The sequence below is a fragment of the Limnohabitans sp. genome (assembly GCF_017848645.1).
GTDB lineage: Bacteria > Pseudomonadota > Gammaproteobacteria > Burkholderiales > Burkholderiaceae_C > Limnohabitans_A.
On record NZ_JAFEIF010000064.1, the window covers coordinates 18362 to 40012 of the forward strand.

The window sequence follows — 21651 nt, forward strand, 5'->3', positions numbered from 1 at the left end:
TTTTGAATGGCATCGCAAACGATTGTAAACAGCGCGCAAGGCTCGGTTGTGGGCTCCATTGTGGATGTCCCCGGCCTTCAGGTCGGTCACTTCACGCTGAGCGAAAGGTTGACGGGCTGCTCGGTGGTCTTGGCCCCCGGTGGTGCCGTGGGCGCGGTGGATGTACGCGGGGCCGCCCCGGGCACCCGCGAGACCGATTTGCTAGACCCAGCCAACCTGGTCGACAAAGTGCATGCCGTGGTGCTGAGCGGCGGCAGCGCTTTTGGGCTCGACGCCGCCACCGGCGTGGTGCGCTGGCTCGATGAGCAGGGCATCGGTTTTGAAACGGGCTACGGCCGCGTGCCCATCGTGCCAGCGGCCGTGTTGTTTGACTTGCCCGTGGTGCGCCCGGGCGACGACCCTCAAGCCCGCCCCGGCGCAGATGCCGGCTACGCCGCCTGCCAAGCGGCGTCCACAGCCTCTCCCGCCGCTGGCAATGTGGGCGCAGGCGCGGGTGCATGCGTGGGCAAACTCTTTGGCCTGGACCGCTGCATGAAAGGCGGCATCGGCAACGCCAGCGTGCGCGTGGGGCCCTGGGTGGTCGGTGCCTTGGTCGCCTGCAATGCGGTGGGCGATGTGATCGACCCGGCCACAGGCCAGGTGCTGGCCGGAGCCCGCACGGCCGATGGAAAAAATTTGCTGGACACCCAACGCGCCTTGCTCGCGGGCGAGCGCGGCAACCGCCCCCTGCCCGGTACCAACACCACCATTGGCGTGGTGGCCACCAACGCCACCCTCACCAAAGCCCAGGCCAAACGCCTGGCCATGAGCGCGCACGACGGCCTGGCCCGCAGCATCCGCCCGGCCCACACCACCCTGGACGGCGACACCCTTTTTGCCTTGGCCACCGGCACCGAAGCCGGTCCGGTGGACCTGATGCTGCTGACCGTGATGGCGGCCGAGGCCACGGCGCTGGCCACGGTGGATGCCATTTCAAAAGCACTGACAACGAACACCACCTCAGGCTGCATTCCTGGGGCCAATGAATTCCATCAGGAACACTGACGCTTGGTGTGCCCCCCAAATCACCTCATGAACGAAAGGGCGCAGCCGAGGCGCCCCCTTCGCTCAACACTCACTGCTCTACGGTATAGCCCGAAGCCTTGATGGGCGCATCCCAGCGTTTGTAATGAACGGCTTGCGTTTCACCCAAAGCTTGAGGTCCTGCGTAGTTGGGTGTAAGTCCAAATCCACGAATACGGTTCTGGATTTCCGGTTGACTCAAAGCCTGCGCAACGGCATCACTGATTTTCTGCGTGCGATCGGCTGACATGTTGGCGGGGCCATACAGACCAAAATAGGCATCGGCGACCACGTTGATACCGACCTCCTTGAGTGTCGGCACATCAGGCAAGGCCGAGGAGCGTGCCTCACCCGTCACAGCCAAAATTTTGACTTTGCCCGACTTGTGATGCTCGATCGTTTCGGATGCGGTGTCCACCATCAGTGGTATCTGACCTCCGATCAAATCCTGCGCTGCGGGTGCACCCCCTTTGTAGGCGACATGCGTGATGGGGGTCGAAGTGGCCTGCGCCAACAACTGGCCGGCAAAATGCGGGACAGTGCCTGCACCAGAGGTCGCGTAATTGGCCTTGCCCGGGTTGGCCTTCATCCAGGCCAGCACCGATTTGATGTCACCGGTCGGTGCACCGGGCCCCGCAGTCACAGCAAAATCAAATGTGGTCACCCTGGCCACGGGCGTGAAGTCTTTCACAGGGTCATAACCCAGGTTTTTATACAACCAAGGCAAGATGACCAAGCCACCGCTGGGGGCCAAAATCAATGTATTGCCATCGGGTGCCGCACGCTTGACCTCTCCCAAGGCGATGCGACCAGCAGCACCAGGTTTGTTCTCCACAATCACATTCTGATCGAGCAAGGTCCGCATCCGCTCAGCCAAAAGTCGTGCCACCACATCCGCCGAGCCACCGGGCGGAAAGCCGACCAAAATCTTGACCGTGGCTTTATCCTGAGCCTGGGCTGTGCCCATAAGGGCCCATGTGCCCAGCGTTGTGGCCAGAAGCAATACTTTGAACATTTTTCGTTTCATCATCAATCCTTTGGAGGTGAACATGGGCGACAAGCCAAAATCACCAGTGTGTCAATAATTCAGATTCTTGGAATTAGGGTTTTCATCGTGTAGAAAACCCGTTTCAACCAATTTTCTAGGAGCGCCTCGGTATGCCCGTCATTGATGTCCACACCCACATGTTCACACCCAAATGGCTTGAACTGCTCAAAAGCGAAGGCGGGATGTACAACATCCAGACACGCCCTGATGGCCAACAAGAAGTGTTCCGCGGCAACACGCCTGTCGTCATCCCTCAAAAGGGTCATTTTGATTACAACATGCGCATTCAACAAATGAACGCGGCGGGCATTGATATCTCGATCGTGTCCTTGACTTGCCCGAATGTTTATTGGGGCGACGAAGACATCAGTTGCCGCGCAGCCCGTGAATCCAATGACACCATGGCCCAGGCGCAAACCACCTACCCAGATCGCATTCGCTGGTTCACCTCATTGCCTTGGGAATACCCACAAAGAGCCATCGAAGAGCTGCAGCGAACCTGCGACAACGGGGCCTCGGGGGTGATGGTGCTGGCCAATATCTCCGGTCGCAGCCTCACAGACCCCATGTTTGCGCCCATCTGGGCAGAAATTGACAAACGTGCCTTGCCGGTTCTTGTGCACCCCACGGACCCGCCGGGTGTGGACATGATGGACATGACCAAATTCGATTTGAGCTGGTCCGTTGGTTTCATGTTTGACACGACGCTGGCCATCACCCGGATGATTTTCGAAGGATTTTTCGACCAATACCCGCACTTGAAAATCATCGCTTCACACGGCGGCGGAACCTTGCCTTATTTGATCGGCCGATTTGAGAAAGGCAATGAAGTTGAAATTCCTCAACGCCGACAGATGAAGAAGAAACCGGCCGATTACCTGCGTCACATTTACTATGACTGCATCACCTACAACCCGGGTGCACTCCAATACCTCATTTCTGTTGCGGGCCCCGACCATGTGATGTTTGGCACCGACTGGCCACACCAGGTGCATGACATCCAGGGCGCCTTTGCCAACACGCAACAGCTGCCGCCAGAACAGCGCGAAGCGATACGCGGCGGTAACGCTCTGAAAGTGTTCAATATCCGCTGAATGCCATCGAAATCCAACAGGTCAAGAGTGCAGACACTCAAGGCCTCTTGGTTGGCCAACACCCTCGTCAAATAGCGTGCAGTGTCATGCCCAGTCGTTTGGCCTGACGTGCCTCATAAGCCAGAAACTCGTCCGTGATGTTGCTACCGCGAACCCCGCCTCTGACTGAGCCCGCCTGGATGTCACCAAAATACTCTTTCCACAGCGGCGGCAATCTCTGACCCTGAGGCAGACTCAACCACAGACGCAACAAATGCCGCTTGAGTTCAGGTTCCTCGTGGTCTTCAAAGTTGGTGCGCGAATGAATCACCACATAGTTGTTGAGCAGCTGCAAATCACCACGGTCAAGCTGCATGGAATAACAAAATTGTGGATCGGGTAACAAAACGTCCAGCAAATCCAGCAACGCGATCTGTTCCTCCGTTAACCGAGGCACCTCAGGAAAATCGCGTTGGGCAGCTGTGACATTTTTGCGATTGGCCCGCAAAGAGAAGAATTCAGGATCGTCGCCCAAAATGGGGCACTTGTAAAAAGGCGGCTGCTTGGGATCATTGGCGCCTTGGTAGCTGTAATAAAAGGGCTGCTGCATCACAGGAATCAAATCAGGTCGCACGCGTTTGATCTCGTTGACCACCGCGATGGAGCTGGTCACCATGCTGGTCCCACCCGTTTTGGCGGTTTGCAGACAGAGCAAGGCCACCACATCACATGAGTCAACATGAAAATCCAGACCCGCATTGGTGTTGTAGCCCCGACCATTTTTGACCTTGTAACTGCCCCCCTCATCGCGAACATCGTTCATGACCTGACTGGCCTGGTTCTGCGTCCTGGCCACGCCCACGTTCAGACCAATGCCCCAATGGGCCAGGCGCGCATCTTCGACAGACCAACGATGAACAGGAAACCCCTTGATCAAGCACATGCCGAAATCTTTTTGCGTGACATCGAATGCCCGATCAATGGCCTCTTTGGCTGCCCCTGAAAGAGGGAAGTCATCCGAAGTCATCTGCAGCCAGTCTTTACCCGTTTTTTTGGCATGAGCCAAAGCACTCTCAAAACCTTCAATCGCCTCAGAACTCAGCCAATGAACCCATGAGGAATCTTGGCGCAAATCCTGTGCCAACCAAGGTCTAGGCATGGGATGAACTTGAATAGGGGCAGCATGCATTGAACGGTCTCCTGGGGTCAAATCTCTGCCGAAAGTTTCGGCAAAGCACATCATAAAAACTTTCTTCATCAGTAAAGGACACATTTCGTTGAATGCTACTTAAAATATTCTGATGAAGTTTTCTTTCTTTGAAACGCTGGAAGCTGTCCTGAGAACTGGCAGCTTGAGCCGTGCAGCAGACGAAATGAACCTCACCCCCAGTGCTGTCAGCATGCAGATGAAGCAAGTGGAGGTTTTTTTCGGACAGCCACTTTTTGACCGCTCGGGTTTGCAGGTCAAGCCCATGCCGTTTGCACACGAAGTGGCCAGTGTCATGCAACTGCCCATGCAACAAATTGAGCAACTTCGCCGACGAAAGTCCATTCAAATCGAAGGCACGATTCGCTTGGGCGTCATTGAAAGCATGCAGGCGAGCTTGCTGCCCGGCGTCATTCAACACCTTTTGAAGAAACACCCTGCACTGCAACTGAAACCCGCAAGAGGACGCGCCGTAGAGCTGATTGCCGCCGTCAAAGCGAATGAACTGGACGCAGCCATTGTGGTTCAGCCTGTCAAAGGTGGATCACAGCGCCTGCATTGGCAGCACCTGTTCAAAAACGAATTGGTCGTCATTGCGCCGCCAAGCGCCAAGGCGACCAAAATACACCAACTGTTTTGTGATTACCCTTGGATCCGCTTTGATGCGGGCACCAGCACTGGCAAATTGGCAGCACAGTGGATCTCCCAAAACATGCCGCAAGCACAAAGAAGCATGGATTTGCCCTCTGTTCATGCGGTCTTGTCCATGGTCAACGCCGGGCTGGGGGTGTCGATGGTGCCATCGATTGACCCCCGCATGATGATCGCCTATCCTGTGAAGGTTTACCCCATTGGCAGGGGAGCTCCCGTGTTGAATGTGGTCTTGCTCACAAGAAAAAACGACCCGAACGCCCGCACCATCGACGCTTTGTTTGAGTCCCTCCAGGCGGTTGCTCTCAACATGTCTGCGGCTGCTCATTGAACACCTTCACAAGGATTTCATGCATTACGACTTGACAGATTTACGTCTTTTTTTTCACGTCGGGGAACAGTTGAATCTGACACGGGCAGCCGAAAAATGTTTTTTGTCAGTTCCTTCCGCCAGCTTGAGGATCAAGCAACTTGAAGAAAATTTTCAAACCCCTTTGATGCTGCGACAAGCCAAGGGTTTGCAATTGACGCAGGCAGGTGAGGCCATGGCCAATCACGCCAAACTTGTCTTGCAACAATTGGAGGTCATGCATGCCGATCTGAGACCCTACGCCTTGGGCGTCAAGGGGCGAATCCGGCTACAAGCCAACAGCACAGCCACCAACACTTTTTTGGCGAAGGCTTTGTCTGCTTTCTTGAATGACAACCCTGACATTGACATTGATCTGGAAGAATTGCCCTCACGCGACATCATTTCCTCGGTCGCCAAGGGGGCTGCCGATTTAGGCATCGTTGCAGGTTCTGTTGATGCAGACAAAATTGATGTGGTCCCGCTTTATGCCGATGAGTTGGTGGTCATCTGTCACTCGGGCGCAGGCATTGCCAAGCAACTTTCGGTGAAGTTGTCTGACATCCTGGAAGATTACCGTTTTGTGGGCCTTAACCAATTCAACTCCATTCAGTCCTTCCTGGATCGCCAAGCCCAAAACATTGGCAAGCGTGTGAATTTGAGAATCCAAGTCGGGAATTACGAGAATGTCTGTCAAATGGCTGCTGTTGGGGTGGGCATTGCCATTGTTCCTCGGGCCATTGCGCTGGGTCATGCGAAATCAAGCGGCTTGCACATCATTGCGTTGGATGACCCTTGGGCACGACGACAAATCAGCCTGGTCAAGCAACAGCAGCGGATGCTGCCCAAATTCAGCGAGGATTTGATTCACCATTTGAGGCTGGCCGCCAGCCAAGCACCAACCTCCGCCATCAAACCGGCGTGAGCCACCCGTGGTGATCGGGCGTCAAACCCCTGACGGTTTCGAAATAGATTTTTTGCATCTGACGAGTTTGTTCACCGATCTTGCCGTCACCCACTGGCAAACGGTCGATCTGAACGACTGGAATGATTTCCTGACCCGTTCCACACAAGAACGCTTCATCTGCAAAGTACAACTCGCTGCGGTCTATCTCACGTTCCACAACAGCCCGTCCAGTGGCTTCCTGGTACAAGGTGATGACGGTATCCCTTGTAATGCTTTCCAGGATATTGCTACCGATGTGGGGGGTAATGAGCTTTCCATCACGCACCATGAAAAAACAAGCAATCGGTGCTTCAGACACTTTGCCTGAGGGCGTCAACATCAATGCACCGTCGTAGCCGTCGGCTTTGGCTTGCAGCTGGGTCAATCGGGCGTTGTGATAATTGGCCGTCGCCTTCACACGAGGCGGGCTCGCGTTGTCAGACAATCGACTCCAGGAGCTGACCCCCAAGCTCATGCCCGTATCGGCAAATTTAGGTCGCTCCCGCGGAGAGGCGGCAGCGGTGTAACCCACTGGGCCCGTCTGGGCCATCAATCCCAGTGCCTCGATGTACACCAGAAGGCGAATGTAGACATCGTCATCGGGTTCGTTGGCACGGATCAATCCCGCCAGCTCCTGTCTGATTTTTTCTGGATCAAAAACGTGGTCAAACCGCATCACCTTCATGCCGGCCTGCAATCGCTTCAAATGCTCCGCCAAGCGAAATATCTTGAATTCACCTGTGACCGGGTTTCGATAGGCTCGAAGCCCCTCAAACAAAGCAGTCGCATACGTCATGCCCAATGTCATGGGATGGACTTTGGCCTCGGCATAGGGCATCAACTGGCCGTTTTGCAAAATGATATTGGCTTGCCACATAAGGTTCAATCTTTCTTGAGGCCCAGTTCGGGAATCAAACGCCCCATCTGCCGGTAAACCCCAGTCACGGATGCTGTGAATTCGGCATGACCTTGATAAGCCGTCGAGCCCTTGAGCTTGTTGACCAAGTCTGCAAATCCAGGCGTTTTGACCATGTCAGCCGCTGCGGCATTCCACTCTTTGATCACGTCAGCAGGTATGCCTGCGGGTCCAGCAACACCATAAAAGATTGGGACTGAAAGTGGGAAATTCAATTCTTTGTAGGTGGGCACGCGTGGGTATTCAGGGATTTTGTCAGGTCCGCTCTCGGCCAAAAGTCGGATGGTTCCAGCGGCTGCGTGCGACGGAAACTCGGCCGCAACCAGCGCCTGAATCTGGCCACCCAGCAAACCGTTCATGGCATCGGCACCGCCTTTGTAGGGCACGTAAGTGGCTTGTATGCCAGCCGCTCGGAATGCGGCTTGTGTAGAGATGTGGGTTCCACCGTTGGTTGCCGCTGTGGACCAGAACAATTTGTTGGGGTTGGCCTTGGCCCAAGACATCAACTCTTCAATGGTCTTGTGGGGTGAATCCGATTTGACAAACAATGGTTGCGCACTGACCAAGGTCTGAAACAAGTAGGTGAAGTCCTTGGCGGGGTCATAACTCACGGTTTGGAAATACGGCGCCACGGTGAATGGACTGGTGGTCGCCAACGCAACGGTATAGCCATCGGGCTTGGCCCTGGCCAGGAGCCCTGCCGCAATCGTGGCACCGGCTCCAGGCTTGTTGTCGACGACAACTGGCACTTTCCAGCGCTCCTTGAGGTAATCAGCGATCCAACGCGATGACATGTCACCACCACCGCCTGGCGCAAAGCCCACAATGATCGTGATCTGTTTCGATGGGAATTTATCTGGCGCTTGGGCTTGCGCCGCAGACAAAGCCCAGAGCGATGCAATGAACATCACCATTTTTGAAATCGACATTGACATGCTGGTCTCCATTTATTGATTGACAGACAAAACAAGTCCTGCACGCTCAATGGCAGCGTCTAGCCATGCAGGCGAAATTAAACCTTGTGATATGGAAGCGATGCGCAAACTCTCCTTTTCCATTTTCCGGACCACTTCTTTGGCAACGCTGGCGATGGATGCAAAGGGAACCACAACGACACCATCGTCGTCCCCCACGATCAAATCGCCAGGATGAACCGTCACACCGGCGCAGTCCATGGTCATCTGAAGCCAAGCTGGCCCATCTTTTCGGCACTGCTGCGCATAAATGCACGCAGCAAAAACTGGCCATGACTCGGCTCGCAATTTTTCCGAATCACGAACAGCGCCATTCAGGACAATGCCGGCAAGCCCTTTGTGCATGGCTCCCATCGCCATGATTTCACCCACTGGTGCGCCCAAAGCGCCGCCCGATTGCTCCGCCACGATCACATCACCAGGCTTGGCCTCTCGAACCGCCACATGCATCCCGAGATTGTCTGATGGCGGCAATTTCAACGTGTAAGCCGCCCCAAGCAGACGCATACCGGGTCGCAAGGGACGAACCGCTGCGTTCATGACATGGCCTGGCCCTAAAACATCACTGATGGTGGCCACAGGCAAATGGCGATAGGCCTCCATGAGTTCCTTGGAGGGGCGCTCGAAAGCAGGTCCGATCGTCAACATGTCTTAGCCTCTCATAGCCTTGAGCTGATGTGCATACCCCGATGCATCAATCTGCACATCAATCAGACACGGCCCATTGGCATCGAGGGCCGTTTGCAGCGCTTGCTTGTAGTCAGCTTCATTGTGAACCGAGAAGCCCAAACCACCCAAAGCTTGCATGGCACCCGCAAAGTCATGCCGACGCCATCGAACGCCCCGAGTCGGCAATTGCCGACTCTGCTGCTTGATGTCAATGAGCGACAGTGCGCTGTCGTTGAAAACAACGACCACGATTTTGGCTTGCGTCTCGACAGCCGTGCACAGTTCACCCATGCACATCATCAGGCCGCCATCACCCGTGAAACACATGACCGCTTGTGTGGGATCGTCCAAAGCACTGGCTATCGCAGCAGGCAATGCGAAGGCCATAGAAGCCAAACCGTTGGATATGAGCACATCACCAGGCCGGGTGCTGGGGAAAAAAGCGGTGGCTGAAAACATGTGTGCGCCTGCGTCGACAGACATGCGAGGCAGGATTTGTTTGTCGGCACACGCCTGCGCTGCCAATTGCACCACTCGGTCAGGTGCCACACCGTATTGCACTGGTGGATAGGCCAGCTTCTCTTGCACTTGGGTTCGAATGTCCAACCATTGCGAAGGTTGCCAGCCAGATTGGTAATCCAGGAGTGTGGCATTCAATTGACCCAGGATGGCATCCAGTGATCCGGTCACTCGGGCATCAGGTTGAACATAGTGCACCAGGTGCGTAACCGCTGCAATATCGCAAACCGCTTTGCCATAGCGCCAGGGTTGCAAGATCATTTCTACGGGGTCCAATCCGATCAAGACCATCAGGTCTGACTGCGCAATACAGTCCGCCTCTTGGAGTCCACCCGTGAAAACCCCCACGACCTGTGGATCTTCATCGGAAACCACCCCTTTGGCTTTGTAGGTTGGCAAGACAGGACAGGCCAGCAATTTCGCCAATTGCCTGACTTTCCGGGCATGCAGCCGGGCCTCCAGTCCTACAATCAATACCGGTTTTTGGGCGCGACCTATGAGTTTTTGAACCGCTGCAAGGTCTTGCGGTGAAAACACCAACTCATCAGAGAGTGTCGGCGCAATGGCCAAGACCGGCACCAAACGTTTCGCAGTTTCACCCGTCAACTCAATGTGCACCGGCCCAAAAGGTGCAGATGTCGCCAGCGCCAGCATGGCGTCGATCTCGGCCACAGGATCAGCCCCTTCGAGCCGACTGAAGCCTTTGACCACAGGCGACAACATGTCCTTTTGATCGAACACCTGGTGGGTGATGTAGCTCAGTTGCTTGGGTGTGAAGCCATCGGTGATCACGAGCACGGGCGCACGGTCCAGCGATGCGTAGGCCACACCGTTTGCACCATTGGCGACACCAGGCCCTTTGGTCATGATGGCCACGCCGGGTATGCCGGTGGTCTCGGCCATGGCTCCGGCCATCATGACTGCCGCATTTTCGGACTTCGTCAAAACAAAATCGATGCCCAACTGGGCGGCGGCTTCGATCACATCCAAAGAGGAGCCGCCACCGGGCAATCCGAATATTCGTTTGACACCCGCCTCGCTGAGCGCGCGTGCCAAGGCTTGGGCTGTCGTGATGGTATTTTCCATGTCAAAGCCCTTTATCGCCTGATGTACGGATTGGCGGCAGGCCCGCCGGTGTAAATCCAAACGCTCTTGACCTGCAAGTAATCATGAATCGCATCCAGTCCGTTTTCACGCCCCATTCCGGAAGACTTGAACCCCCCGAAAGGTGAGGTGTAACTTGTGGAACGGTATGTGTTGACCCAGACAGTCCCCGCCACCAGCCTGTTGGACATGTCCACTGCCCGGCGCAAATTCTCAGTCCACACACCTGCTGCCAAGCCATACTGGGTGCCATTGGCAATGCGAACAGCATCGTCATCGTCCTTGAATTTGATGACACTCAGTACGGGGCCGAACACCTCCTCCTGAGCGATGCGCATGTCGGGCGTCACGTTCACAAAAATGGTGGGTTGCACAAAGAAGCCTTTGGCACCTTCAGGACCTTGAGCAACGGCCCCGCCCATGACGCAATGAGCACCTTCATTCTTGGCAATCTCGATGTAATCGAGCACCTTGCGAAATTGCTGCTCGGTGGTGATCGGGCCAAGCTGTGTATCTGGGGACATGGGGTCGCCAAATCGCGCGGTGCTGGCCAATGCCACCAACTTTTCCACAAAAACATCATGGATCGATTCGTGGACCAGCAAGCGAGAGCCTGCAATGCAGGTTTGACCGCTGGCGGCAAAGATGCCCGAAATGGCCCCTGACAGGGCGTCCTCGATCCGGGCGTCCTCAAAAACAATGTTGGCTGACTTACCGCCCAGCTCCAAGGTCACATGTTTGAAGTCCGCTGCTGCAGCCACATTGACCCGCCGACCACCTGACTCTCCCCCCGTGAAGGCCACTTTGCGCACCAAGGGGTGTGTGACCAAAGCTTCGCCCACATCCGACCCTAAGCCCGTGACGACGTTGATCAATCCTGCAGGCAAGCCCGCCTGGACAGCCAAAGCTGCAAACTCCAGCGTGGATGCAGAGGTGTATTCAGAGGGCTTGATCACCACCGCGTTGCCTGCAGCCAATGCTGGCGCGACCTTCCATGCCAACAAGAGCAAAGGTGAGTTCCAGGGCGTGATGCAGGCGGTCACGCCGATGGGTTCATAACGCGTGAAATTGAGCACATTCGGCTTGTCAATGGGCGGCACTGTCCCCTGCACCTTGTCTGCCAGCCCGCCGAAATAGCGAAACCACTCGACCAAATACTTACACTGATTGCTCATTTCAGCGTAGAGTTTTCCGTTGTCACGCACCTCAATTTCAGCCAGCCGTGGCGCATGCTCCAGCAACACATCGGCAAACCGCACCAAGGCCTGACCGCGCTGCGATGGCGTCATGCGTGACCAAGCCCCTTGGCGCATGGCCCGCTCGGCTGCCTGAACGGCTTGGTCGACATCCTGCTGATTTCCCAAGGGTATTTCGGCCCATTTTTCACCGGAATAGGGGTTGACTGAATCCAGCCAACGCCCGGACGAGGGATTGACCCACTCCCCGTCAATGAACATCGAATAACGCTTCATTTACAAGCTTTCAAAAAGACTGAAGGGCAAGGTCAATGCGCAAATTCAAATGCGCATCGACCGTCACCCGAGCCAAGTGGGGAATGACCACCGTTGATTCGCGCTCTTCAATGATGGCAGGGCCTTCCAGGACAGCGCCTACGGCCAGCAAATGGCGGGCATACACCGGTGTGGTCACGAATTCTTTTTTCACGACACAAAAGACGGGGCGATGCCCTTTGAGAGCATGGGCCGCTTGGGGTAAAACCGCTTCATCCCCTGAATCGGCCACTTGCAGCAAATCGGGGGACGGCCCTTGCACAACCACACGCCAAGACACCACTTCGGCAGGCGTATCTTTTTCAGTGCGGCCGTACAAGTGTTGGTAACACGCGGAAAAACCTTGCGCCATGCTGTCCACCAGATTGGCCATGGGTGACATCATGTCCACCGGCACCTCCACCTCGTACCCCTGCCCCACATAGCGCATGGCCGCACTCACCTTGACACGACACTGGTCTGATGTCAGGCCAGAGTGCGCCATCATCGCCATGCCTTTCTTGTGCAAACCATCCACCAATTCTTTGACTTTGGCGGCATCGAGTTGCGTCAATGTAGAAATCTGTGCCTGGACAAACTGAAATGACATGGGCGATGCCAAAAATCCAAAGGCCGATGCCACGCCAGCCCCTCGCGGAATGAGAACGTGACGCATGTCCAGTTTCATGGCCACATGACACGCATGAACAGGTCCGGCTCCACCAATGGGCACCATGGCGTAATGGGATGCTTTGAGTCCTTTTTCCAACGCGTGAATGCTGGCCGCCTGAGCCATGGCTTCATTGACGGTTTCATGAATGCCAAATGCCGCATCAACAATGGACAATGACAAAGGTTGCGCGATTTGAGTGTCGATGGCATGGCTCGCTGCGGCCAGATTCAATGGCATGTCGCCACCCAAAAATGACCCCGCATCCAAATAGCCCAGAACCAGGTCTGCGTCTGTGACCGTCGCATCTTGTCCACCCTGCCCATAACAGGCAGGACCGGGAACGGCACTTGAACTGTCAGGTCCGACCTGAATCAAACCCAATTGATTGACCCGGGAAATACTGCCGCCGCCTGAGCCAATCTCGATCATGTCGATCGCCGGCACCTTCAGGGGTATGCCACTGCCTTTGCGAAAACGCTGCAAGCGAGCGACCTCAAAATCGTTGATGACCTGCGACTCAGAGCCATTGATCAGACACGCTTTAGCGGTCGTACCCCCCATGTCAAAACACAGAACATCGTTCAAGCCAGCCATTTTCCCGATCAATGATGTGGCCTGCACGCCACCGGCGGGACCCGATTGCACCAGTCGAATCGGATAGGCCATGGCCGTCGTGTAATGGACCGTGCCACCATCCGATTGCATGAGATACAAGTCCTTTTGGATGCCCATGCTTTTGAGCCCCTGGATCAGACCGGAAATGTATTTTTCAAACAAGGGCTGAACATACGCATTGCACACCGCCGTTGCTGTCCGCTCGTACTCACCAATTTCAGGCATGACTTCGCTGGAGATGCAAATGGTCACGTCGGGCAGCAGCGCCTGCAATATTTCCTTGGCCTTCAATTCATGGGCATCGTGCCGGAAGGCATGCAAAAAGCAAATCGCGACCGCCTGAGCACCGGCCTCACGGATTTGCAGTGCGATGGGTTCAAGCGCTGCTTCGTCCAGGGGTACCACCACGGTGCCATCAAATGCCACCCGTTCATTGACTTCAAAGCGAAGCGATCGCGGCACCAAAGGCTCGACTGGCGTTAAAAATAAATCATAGATGTCGTAGCGCCATTCACGTGCAATTTGCAGCACATCCCGAAAACCCTGGGTGGTCACCAATGCGGTCACAACACCTTTTCGCTCGATCAATGCATTCGCCACCAACGTAGTGCCATGAATGATGTTCTCCACTTGCTCGGGTAAGACACCGTTGTTTTTTGTGATCAGGCCAACCCCGGTCAACACCCCTTCGGAGGGGTCGTGCGGTGTTGTCAACACCTTCTCATTGACCAAGAGACCTTGCGAGTCAATCATGACCAAATCGGTGAATGTTCCCCCAATGTCTACCCCAATCCGGTAGGGTCCTTTCATTGCCATCATTTCACTGCTCATGAAGATTTGCCTTTGTTTGCATTCAGCATTTGTTTGATTTCGGACTCGGTCAAACCATAATCGCGCTTAGCGCTTGCAACAGAAACCACGCCATCGATCAGATCTCTTTTGACCGCAGAACGCTCACGCAGATGAGCAGGAGACATGCCACCACCACCGGGAGTTTCAAACGTCACAACCTGACCCTCTTGCATGCTGATGACCGATTTGGCGGGAATTTTCACGCCGTCCAATAAATCAAGCCCCGCTGCCCCGTCGAGTCCACCCAGAAAGCCTCTTGGCGGATGCTTGACCCGCTCATGACGAATCATGAAAGTCAAAGGTTCGGGTGACAAAGATTTGAATGAAATGCGCTGGCCCAATCCTCCTCTGTGCAAACCCGCACCGCCACTGTCCACCAGCAAACTTTTTTCAGTCACCAGCATGGGGGTCTGATTTTCAAATTGCTCAATCGGGCTGTTGGCGACGTTGGTGGGGAAACTCAAACAGGCAGGACCATCGCTGGTGGCTCTGGCTCCATAACCGCCACTCATGAAAAACATCTTCACAAACTTGCGTTGGGATCGGTCAACCCCTTTGAAGTAGACATTCCAGATCGGTGAACCGCTGTCCGCAATGATTTTGTTGGGCATCATTTTGGAAAGCGCTCCAAAAATGACGAACGGCAAATAGTGACCCGAAAGATGCCGCCCCCAGACGGGCGCTGGACGTGTTGGATTCACCAAACAGCCCTCTGGCGCCAAGATGGTCAATGGACGCAGTCCACCATCGTTGTTGGGGGATGCTGGGTCAAAAGCACACTTGACCGCATAGGCACTGTAAGCGAATGTGAAATTCATCACGGAGTTGATCGGCTTGTCGATTTGTGCATCCGTGCCTGAATAATCGATCACCAATTCGGAGCCTTTTTTGCGAACCGTGCAGCAAATCCTCAATGATTTCTCAAACCCATCCGCCATGACCTGGTCATCGAACTCACCATCGGGCATGGATTCCAGCATTCTGCGCATGCTGTTTTCTGAACGCAGCAGTATCTGATCCGTGACTGCCGTCAAATCATCGATGCTTTCTTGTTGCAGCAATGCCAACAATTTGTTTTGGGCCAACTCGTAAGCGGCAAACTGCGCACGGATGTCTCCAAGGGTTTCCAGAGGCTCTCGTAAATTTTCTTTGATGAAAGAAACAACATCCAAATTCTCTTCACCCCGTCTGCAAATTTTGAGAACGGGGATGCACAAGCCTTCCTCATACGCATCTTTGGCAAAAGGATTGGGGGCTCCGCCAATGTCAACCGTGTGGAAGGTTGAGCCGACAAATGCCACCAACTCTGCACCGCGAAAAATTGGCCGAACCATGGTGATGTCGTTCAGATGTCCAGTACCCAACCATGGGTCATTGGAAATCAAGACGTCACCAGGCTCCAGGGTGTGCTTGGGATAGCGCTCCAGCATGGCTGCCAGAGTTCGTGGCATGGTTCCTAAAAATGAGGGGATTGACCGGGATGACTGAGCAAAGACCCTGCCGTTGGCATCCATCAATGAACAGGCCAAGTCCCAGTTCTCACGAACGACCACCGAAAACGAAGTGCGAACAAAGGTTTGAGCGACCTCATCCATCAACCCCGTCAAGCGTTGCCAAATAATTCCAAGTTGCAGTGCGCTGATGCTTTTTCCCATGGATCACCCAATCAATTTCTTTTTTGATTGTGACCAGCCACCAGAATCAAGACCATTGGTCAATCACAAACTCTCATTTAGCGGCAGGCTAAAGTCACGCGCTGTCCCATAAGGGTCAACACCCATGTTCAAGCTCTTGCCGACTTGCTTCATCCCTACCTACACTTGCGATTTGTTTGGGACTCTGACAGGACGGGCTATTCATGAATCGCATCTGGACCATTTTGTTTGGACTTTTGGCCTTCTCTGCGCATGCGCAAGATGCCATCTACCCCAATAAACCCATCCGTTTGATCGTGGGTTACGCACCCGGCGGTGCCACCGATATCGTGGCGCGGAGCATTGCCACCAAGCTTCAAGAAACGCTGGGGCAAACCGTGATTGTGGAAAATCGTGCGGGGGCAGGCAGCAACATTGCCTCGGAATTTGTAGCGCGAAGCACACCCGATGGCTACACCTTGCTGCTGGGCACCATCGCCAATGCCACCAACATGACCGCGTACAAAAATCTCGGCTACGACACCATGCGGGACTTCATTCACATTACCCAGACCATGACGGCGCCCTCGGTATTGGCTTTGCATCCTTCGGTCCCAGCCAAAAACCTGCGCGAATTTGTGGCGCTGGCCAAGCAGAATCCAGGAAAGATGGCTTTTTCATCCAGCGGTAGTGGCGGCTCCCCGCACCTGGCGGGTGAACTTCTCAAGTTGCGCGCCAACATTGATTTGATCCATGTCCCCTACAAAGGGGCAGCGCCTGCCATGTCAGATTTGTTGGGCGGCCAAGTTCAAATGAGTTTTCAAACCGCTTTGTCTGCGATCCCCCATCTCAAAAGTGGCAAGCTCAACGTGATTGCAGTGGCCAGCAAAAAACGCATGGGCACTTTGCCCCATGTTCCCACCATGGCAGAAGCTGGCATTGCCGACTTTGAAGTATCCAGCTGGAATGGCCTTTTTGCTCCGGCCAAAACCCCTCCACACATTGTCAATGCCTTGTACAACGCCACCATCAAGGCCATCAATACGCAAGACATCAGAGACAAAATGGAGGCACAAGGTGCTGAACCCGTGGGCAGCAGTCCCGAAGAATTCAAAGCCTTTGTCAAGGCTGAAATTGACAAATGGGAACAGGTGATCATCAAGTCGGGTGCCAGGATGGACTGAAACTGGCTTGACATCCCATGACAAACAGCTACCGGAACCATCACCCACTGATCGTAAGGATGTGAATGGTAGGGCGTCACGGACTTGAACCGTGGACCAAAGGATTATGAGTCCTCTGCTCTAACCAACTGAGCTAACGCCCCCACCGAAGCCGTGATTGTAGTGGGCTGCAGGGTCTTATTTGGACTGGCTTAAAGCGTTGCTGACCAGGCGCGAGGTGATGTTGACGATCTGGATCATGCGGTCATAGGGCATGCGGGTCGGGCCAATCACACCCAGGGTCCCGACGATCTGACCATCCACCTCGTAGGGCGAGCTGACCACCGACAGCTCTTGCATGGGCACGATCTGGCTCTCGCCACCGATATAGATGCGCACGCCTTCGGCCTGGCTGGACACGTCCAGCAAGCGCATGAGCTGGGTTTTTTGCTCGAATAAGTCAAACGCCCGGCGCAGATGTCCCATGTCGCTTGAAAAGTCGCTCACCGAGAGCAAATTGCGTTCACCGGCAATGACCACCTCGTTCTGGTCTTCGGCCAGGGCTTCGGTGCTGACCTGCACGGCTGCTTGCATGAGGGTGGCAATTTCGCTTTGCAGGCTGACCAGCTCTTGCTGCACCCGACTGCGCACCTGTTCAATGGCCATGCCCGCGTAGTGGGTGTTCAGGAAATTCGAGGTCTCGATCAGCTGGCTTTGCGAGTAATCGGTCTCGGTGAACAGGATCCGGTTTTGCACATCGCCTTCGGGCGAGACGATGATGACCAGCAAGCGCCGCTCGGACAGGCGCAAAAATTCGATGTGCCGGAACACCGAGGCCCTGCGCGGCGTCATGACCACGCCCACAAAATGCGACAGGTTGGACAGCAGGTTAGCCGCACTGGCGATCACTTTTTGCGGCTGGTCGGGCGTGAGCGCCGGGGTGTCCAGGCCGTCGCGCTGCACCGTGAGCATGGTGTCCACAAACAGGCGGTAGCCCCGGCTGGTCGGGATGCGCCCGGCCGAGGTGTGGGGGCTGGCGATCAGGCCCAGCTCTTCCAGGTCGGACATCACGTTGCGGATGGTGGCGGGCGACAAATCCAGGCCCGAGGCCTTGGAGAGCGTGCGCGAGCCCACAGGCTGGCCGTCCGCGATATAGCGTTCCACCAGGGCTTTGAGCAATAACTTGGCACGATCATCTAGCATGCGGTCATTTTAATGATGTAATTTGCAAATGAGATCCAAGTTCCGTCACGTTGCACTCTTTGGCAAGTACCACACCAGCGCGCATGGCGGTGCGCTGGAGAGTTCGCGCCGCGCCTTGGACGACGTGGCCCAGTTCTTGACGCGGCAAGGCTGCGACGTGGTGCTGGACCAGGAAACTGCTTCGCACACGGGTCTGAACCGATACAACGTACTGGAGATGGCCGAGATTGGCGCGCAGTGCGATTTGGGTTTGGTCATTGGGGGCGACGGCACCATGCTGGGCATTGGCCGCCAGATGGCCCGCTACGGCCTGCCGCTGATGGGCATCAACCAAGGCCGGCTCGGCTTCATCACCGACATTCCCCTGCAAAGCTACCAGGATGTGCTGCTGCCCATGTTGCAGGGCCATTACCAGCCCGAAGACCGCAGCTTGCTACAAGCCCACGTCATGCGCGACCAACGCAGCGTGTTCAGCGCCTTGGCCATGAACGACGTGGTGGTCAACCGGGGTGGCACCTCGGGCATGGTGGAGTTGCGTGTCGAGGTCGATGGCCGCTTTGTGTCCAACCAACGCGCCGACGGCCTGATCATCGCCACGCCCACAGGCTCGACCGCTTATTCCTTGTCGGTGGGCGGGCCTTTGATGCACCCGGCCATGGGCGGCTGGGTCATGGCCCCGATTGCGCCGCACACCTTGTCCAACCGACCCATCGTGCTGCCCGAGTCATCCGAAATCAGCATCGAGATCGTGGCCGGGCGCTACGTCAGCGCCAACTTTGACATGCAGTCGCTGGCTGACCTGATTTTGGGCGACCGGATCGTGGTCAAACGCTCCGAGCACAGGGTGCGGTTTTTGCACCCTTCAGGCTGGAATTACTTCGACACTTTGCGCAAAAAAATGCACTGGAATGAGGGCGCTTAAGCCGTGGCACTGACGCACATCACCCTGCGCGATTTCGTGATCGTGCACGAACTGGAGCTGGACCTGAGCACGGGTTTCAGCGTGTTGACAGGCGAAACCGGGGCGGGCAAATCGATTTTGATCGATGCCTTGCAGTTGGCCCTGGGGGCACGCGCCGAATCGGGTGTGGTGCGCGAAGGCGCCAGCCGCTGCGAGGTTTGCGCCGAATTCGAGCCCACGCCCGCCATTGCAGCTTGGCTCGAAGAAGCTGGTATCGAGGCCAGCGCCGAATTGCTGCTGCGCCGCACCGTGGACACCGCGGGCAAAAGCCGCGCCTGGATCAACGGCAGCCCCGCCACCGCCACCCAATTGCGCGAACTGGGTGAACAACTGCTGGACATCCATGGCCAGCACGCCTGGCAAAGCCTGACCCGCCCGGACGCGGTGCGCGGCCTGCTCGACGCCTATGCGGGCATCGACACACGCCCCCTCAAAGCCGCTTGGCACGGCTGGCGACAAGCCCAACAAAGCCTGGCCGATGCCCAGCAAGCGCAAAGCACCTTGGCCAACGAACGCGAACGCCTGGCCTGGCAAATCGGCGAGCTGGAAAAGCTCAACCCGCAAGTAGACGAATGGCAAGAGCTGAGCACCCAGCACAGCCGCCTGGCCAACGCCCAGGCCCTGATCGACGGGGCCAACCAAGGCACGCTGCTGATCGAAGGCGATGAGGATGGCGGCGCGCTGCGCCAGCTGTCCCGCGCCATCCAGACCCTGCAGTCGCTCGGGCAGTTTGAGCCCGAATTCAACGCCCTGGCCGAGGTGCTGGCCTCTGCCCAGGCCCAAGCCGAAGACGTGGCCCACAGCCTGCACGCCTATTTGCGCAAAACCGACCTGGACCCAGCCCAGCTGGCCCAACTGGACGAGCGCATGGGCCTGTGGTTGTCGCTGGCCCGGCGTTACAAGAAAACCCCCGACGAGCTGCCGCTGGCCTTGCAAACCTGGCGTCAAGAGCTGGCCCAGCTCGATGCCGCCGCCGACCTGGACGCACTGCAAAAAGCCGCACACGCCGCTCAAACCGCCTGCACCCAAGCGGCCAAAGCCGTCTCGCGCCAGCGCCAGCAAGCAGCAAAGCCCCTGGCACAAGCCGTCAGCAGCGCCATGCAGCAGTTGGGCATGCAAGGCGGCCGCTTTGAGGTGCAGTTGCAAACCCTGGACGCACCCGCGCAACACGGCCTCGAAGAAGTGAGCTTTTTGGTGGCCGGGCACGAGGGCAGCACGCCCCGGCCCGTGGGCAAAGTGGCCTCGGGCGGCGAGCTCTCGCGCATCGCCTTGGCCATTGCCGTCACCACCAGCGAACTGGGCGAAGCCGGGACCTTGATCTTTGACGAGGTGGATTCGGGTGTGGGCGGCGCTGTGGCCGAAACCGTGGGCCGACTCATGAAACAACTGGGCCAACACCGCCAGGTGCTGGCCGTGACCCACCTGCCCCAGGTGGCGGCTTGCGCCGACCACCACCTGCTGGTGAGCAAAGCCGCCTCCAAAGGCCAGGTCAGCAGCCAGGTGCGCGGCGTGAACGGCGAAGAGCGCGTGAGCGAAATTGCCCGCATGCTGGGCGGCGAAAAGTTGTCTGCCACCACCTTGGCCCATGCCCGCGAAATGCTGGACACCCCACCCCCCAAGCCAACACCCCAACCCACTGGCCGCAAAGCCGCCCAAAGATGAGCATGGACATCATCCTCATCACCGGCATGTCCGGCTCTGGCAAATCGGTGGCGCTGCACGCGCTTGAAGACGCGGGCTATTACTGCGTGGACAACCTGCCGCCTGAGTTGCTGATCCCCTTCGTCAAACTCGAAGAACAGCACAAAGAGCAACGCCTGGCGATTGCGATCGATGTGCGCAGCGCCAACTCCTTGCACCTGATGCCGGAGCAAATGAACTTGCTGCGCGACATGGGCATGTCGGTGAAATCGGTGTTTCTGGACGCCAACTCCGACACCTTGCAGCGGCGCTACTCCGAAACCCGGCGCAAACACCCCTTGTCGGGTGGCGACAAGCCCCAAAGCGACAAAGCGCTGTTCGAGACCATCCAGTTCGAGCGCGAATTGCTGTCCGATCTGCGTGAACGGGCCCATGTCATCGACACCAGTTTGCTGCGTTCGGCCCAACTGCAAACCTACATCAAGACCCTGGTCAGCGCCCCATCGGCCCAATTGACACTGGTCTTTGAATCCTTTGGCTTCAAACGCGGCATCCCGACCGATGCCGACTACGTGTTTGACGTGCGCATGCTGCCCAACCCGCATTACGAAAGCACGCTGCGGCCGCTGACCGGGCGCGATGAGCCGGTGCAGGCCTACCTGCGCCAATCTGAAGAATTCGTTCAGATGCAGCTGCAGATCGAGGGCTTTTTGAAGCACTGGATTCCCGCCATCGAGCGCGACCACCGCAGTTACGTGACGGTGGCCATTGGCTGCACCGGGGGCCAGCACCGCTCAGTGTTCATGGTCGAGCAGCTGGCCCAAAACTTCAGCGCACGTTGGCTCACCCTCAAGCGCCACCGGGAGCTGGACGCGCTTTGAGCAGCAGCGCAAGACGCATG

The 21651-nt window shown here is 56.4% G+C and carries 18 protein-coding genes, 1 tRNA gene and 1 pseudogene; 8 read left to right on the forward strand and 12 right to left on the reverse strand.

Annotation, left to right across the window (positions count from 1 at the left end; genetic code table 11):
• The first annotated feature begins 6 nt into the window (after positions 1-6).
• Entirely contained in the window at positions 7-1044 is a 1038-nt protein-coding gene (locus tag QZ190_RS13900; RefSeq protein ID WP_291917302.1) for a P1 family peptidase, read from the forward strand.
• A 70-nt stretch (positions 1045-1114) separates the two neighbouring features.
• On the opposite strand, the gene QZ190_RS13905 is transcribed toward QZ190_RS13900, so the two are convergent.
• The gene (locus QZ190_RS13905; protein WP_291917304.1) at positions 1115-2077 is read right to left on the reverse strand and encodes a Bug family tripartite tricarboxylate transporter substrate binding protein; all 963 of its coding nucleotides are present in this window, start codon (positions 2075-2077) and stop codon (positions 1115-1117) included.
• A gap of 143 nt (positions 2078-2220) precedes the next feature.
• Between QZ190_RS13905 and QZ190_RS13910 the strand changes: the two genes are divergently transcribed.
• The gene (locus QZ190_RS13910; RefSeq protein WP_291917306.1) at positions 2221-3204 is read left to right on the forward strand and encodes an amidohydrolase family protein; all 984 of its coding nucleotides are present in this window, start codon (positions 2221-2223) and stop codon (positions 3202-3204) included.
• A 67-nt stretch (positions 3205-3271) separates the two neighbouring features.
• On the opposite strand, the gene QZ190_RS13915 is transcribed toward QZ190_RS13910, so the two are convergent.
• Positions 3272-4372: a TauD/TfdA family dioxygenase gene (locus tag QZ190_RS13915; protein ID WP_291917308.1), complete on the reverse strand. Its 1101-nt coding sequence runs from the start codon at positions 4370-4372 to the stop codon at positions 3272-3274.
• Between the two features lie 112 nt (positions 4373-4484).
• Here QZ190_RS13915 and QZ190_RS13920 point away from each other — a divergent pair, with 112 nt between their 5' ends.
• Together QZ190_RS13920 and QZ190_RS13925 are read left to right on the forward strand one after the other, a co-directional pair.
• On the forward strand, positions 4485-5372 hold the full coding sequence (locus QZ190_RS13920; RefSeq protein WP_291917310.1) for a LysR family transcriptional regulator: 888 nt from the start codon (positions 4485-4487) through the stop codon (positions 5370-5372).
• 19 nt (positions 5373-5391) lie between these two features.
• Complete coding sequence (locus tag QZ190_RS13925) at positions 5392-6315, forward strand: LysR family transcriptional regulator (protein ID WP_291917311.1); 924 nt, start codon at positions 5392-5394, stop codon at positions 6313-6315.
• Here the strand turns inward: QZ190_RS13925 and ilvE are convergent.
• The 8 genes and pseudogenes from ilvE to QZ190_RS13960 form a co-directional block, all read right to left on the reverse strand.
• Positions 6302-7213 (reverse strand): branched-chain-amino-acid transaminase, encoded by a 912-nt coding sequence (gene ilvE, locus QZ190_RS13930; RefSeq protein ID WP_291917313.1) that lies wholly within the window; start codon positions 7211-7213, stop codon positions 6302-6304. The two genes, QZ190_RS13925 and ilvE, sit on opposite strands and share 14 nt — an antisense overlap.
• 5 nt (positions 7214-7218) lie before the next feature.
• Complete coding sequence (locus tag QZ190_RS13935) at positions 7219-8181, reverse strand: tripartite tricarboxylate transporter substrate binding protein (RefSeq protein ID WP_291917314.1); 963 nt, start codon at positions 8179-8181, stop codon at positions 7219-7221.
• 18 nt (positions 8182-8199) lie between these two features.
• Positions 8200-8874, reverse strand: a complete 675-nt coding sequence (locus QZ190_RS13940) for an RraA family protein (protein WP_291917317.1) — start codon at positions 8872-8874, stop codon at positions 8200-8202.
• 3 nt (positions 8875-8877) lie between these two features.
• Positions 8878-10086, reverse strand: a complete 1209-nt coding sequence (locus QZ190_RS13945) for a thiamine pyrophosphate-dependent enzyme (protein ID WP_367114245.1) — start codon at positions 10084-10086, stop codon at positions 8878-8880.
• 111 nt (positions 10087-10197) lie between these two features.
• Positions 10198-10500 (reverse strand): annotated as a pseudogene (locus QZ190_RS18150) (thiamine pyrophosphate-binding protein); the annotation flags it as partial.
• 11 nt (positions 10501-10511) lie between these two features.
• A complete protein-coding gene (locus tag QZ190_RS13950) occupies positions 10512-11990 on the reverse strand; it encodes an aldehyde dehydrogenase (protein ID WP_291917321.1) in 1479 nt (492 codons plus the stop codon).
• Positions 11991-12000: 10 nt separating this feature from the next.
• Complete coding sequence (locus QZ190_RS13955) at positions 12001-14127, reverse strand: hydantoinase/oxoprolinase family protein (protein WP_291917322.1); 2127 nt, start codon at positions 14125-14127, stop codon at positions 12001-12003.
• Positions 14124-15803, reverse strand: coding sequence for a hydantoinase B/oxoprolinase family protein (locus QZ190_RS13960; RefSeq protein ID WP_291917325.1), 1680 nt, complete (start codon positions 15801-15803; stop codon positions 14124-14126). The genes QZ190_RS13955 and QZ190_RS13960 overlap by 4 nt, the downstream gene beginning before the upstream one ends.
• Before the next feature lie 203 nt (positions 15804-16006).
• Between QZ190_RS13960 and QZ190_RS13965 the strand changes: the two genes are divergently transcribed.
• The gene (locus tag QZ190_RS13965; RefSeq protein ID WP_291917327.1) at positions 16007-16966 is read left to right on the forward strand and encodes a tripartite tricarboxylate transporter substrate binding protein; all 960 of its coding nucleotides are present in this window, start codon (positions 16007-16009) and stop codon (positions 16964-16966) included.
• Positions 16967-17032: 66 nt separating this feature from the next.
• Here QZ190_RS13965 and QZ190_RS13970 read toward each other — a convergent pair.
• Positions 17033-17109 (reverse strand) — tRNA-Ile (locus tag QZ190_RS13970).
• Positions 17110-17143: 34 nt separating this feature from the next.
• The gene (hrcA, locus tag QZ190_RS13975; RefSeq protein WP_291917328.1) at positions 17144-18148 is read right to left on the reverse strand and encodes a heat-inducible transcriptional repressor HrcA; all 1005 of its coding nucleotides are present in this window, start codon (positions 18146-18148) and stop codon (positions 17144-17146) included.
• Positions 18149-18176: 28 nt separating this feature from the next.
• Between hrcA and QZ190_RS13980 the strand changes: the two genes are divergently transcribed.
• From QZ190_RS13980 to rapZ, 3 genes are read left to right on the forward strand one after another with little or no spacing between them, the layout of a single operon-like run.
• On the forward strand, positions 18177-19070 hold the full coding sequence (locus QZ190_RS13980) for an NAD kinase (RefSeq protein WP_291917330.1): 894 nt from the start codon (positions 18177-18179) through the stop codon (positions 19068-19070).
• 3 nt (positions 19071-19073) lie between these two features.
• Positions 19074-20771 carry a DNA repair protein RecN gene (gene recN / locus QZ190_RS13985; RefSeq protein WP_291917332.1) on the forward strand — a complete coding sequence of 566 codons (1698 nt, stop codon included), beginning with the start codon at positions 19074-19076 and terminating at the stop codon, positions 20769-20771.
• Positions 20768-21631 (forward strand): RNase adapter RapZ, encoded by an 864-nt coding sequence (rapZ, locus tag QZ190_RS13990; RefSeq protein ID WP_291917334.1) that lies wholly within the window; start codon positions 20768-20770, stop codon positions 21629-21631. Before recN ends, rapZ begins: the two co-directional genes overlap by 4 nt.
• Positions 21632-21651: the final 20 nt, after the last annotated feature.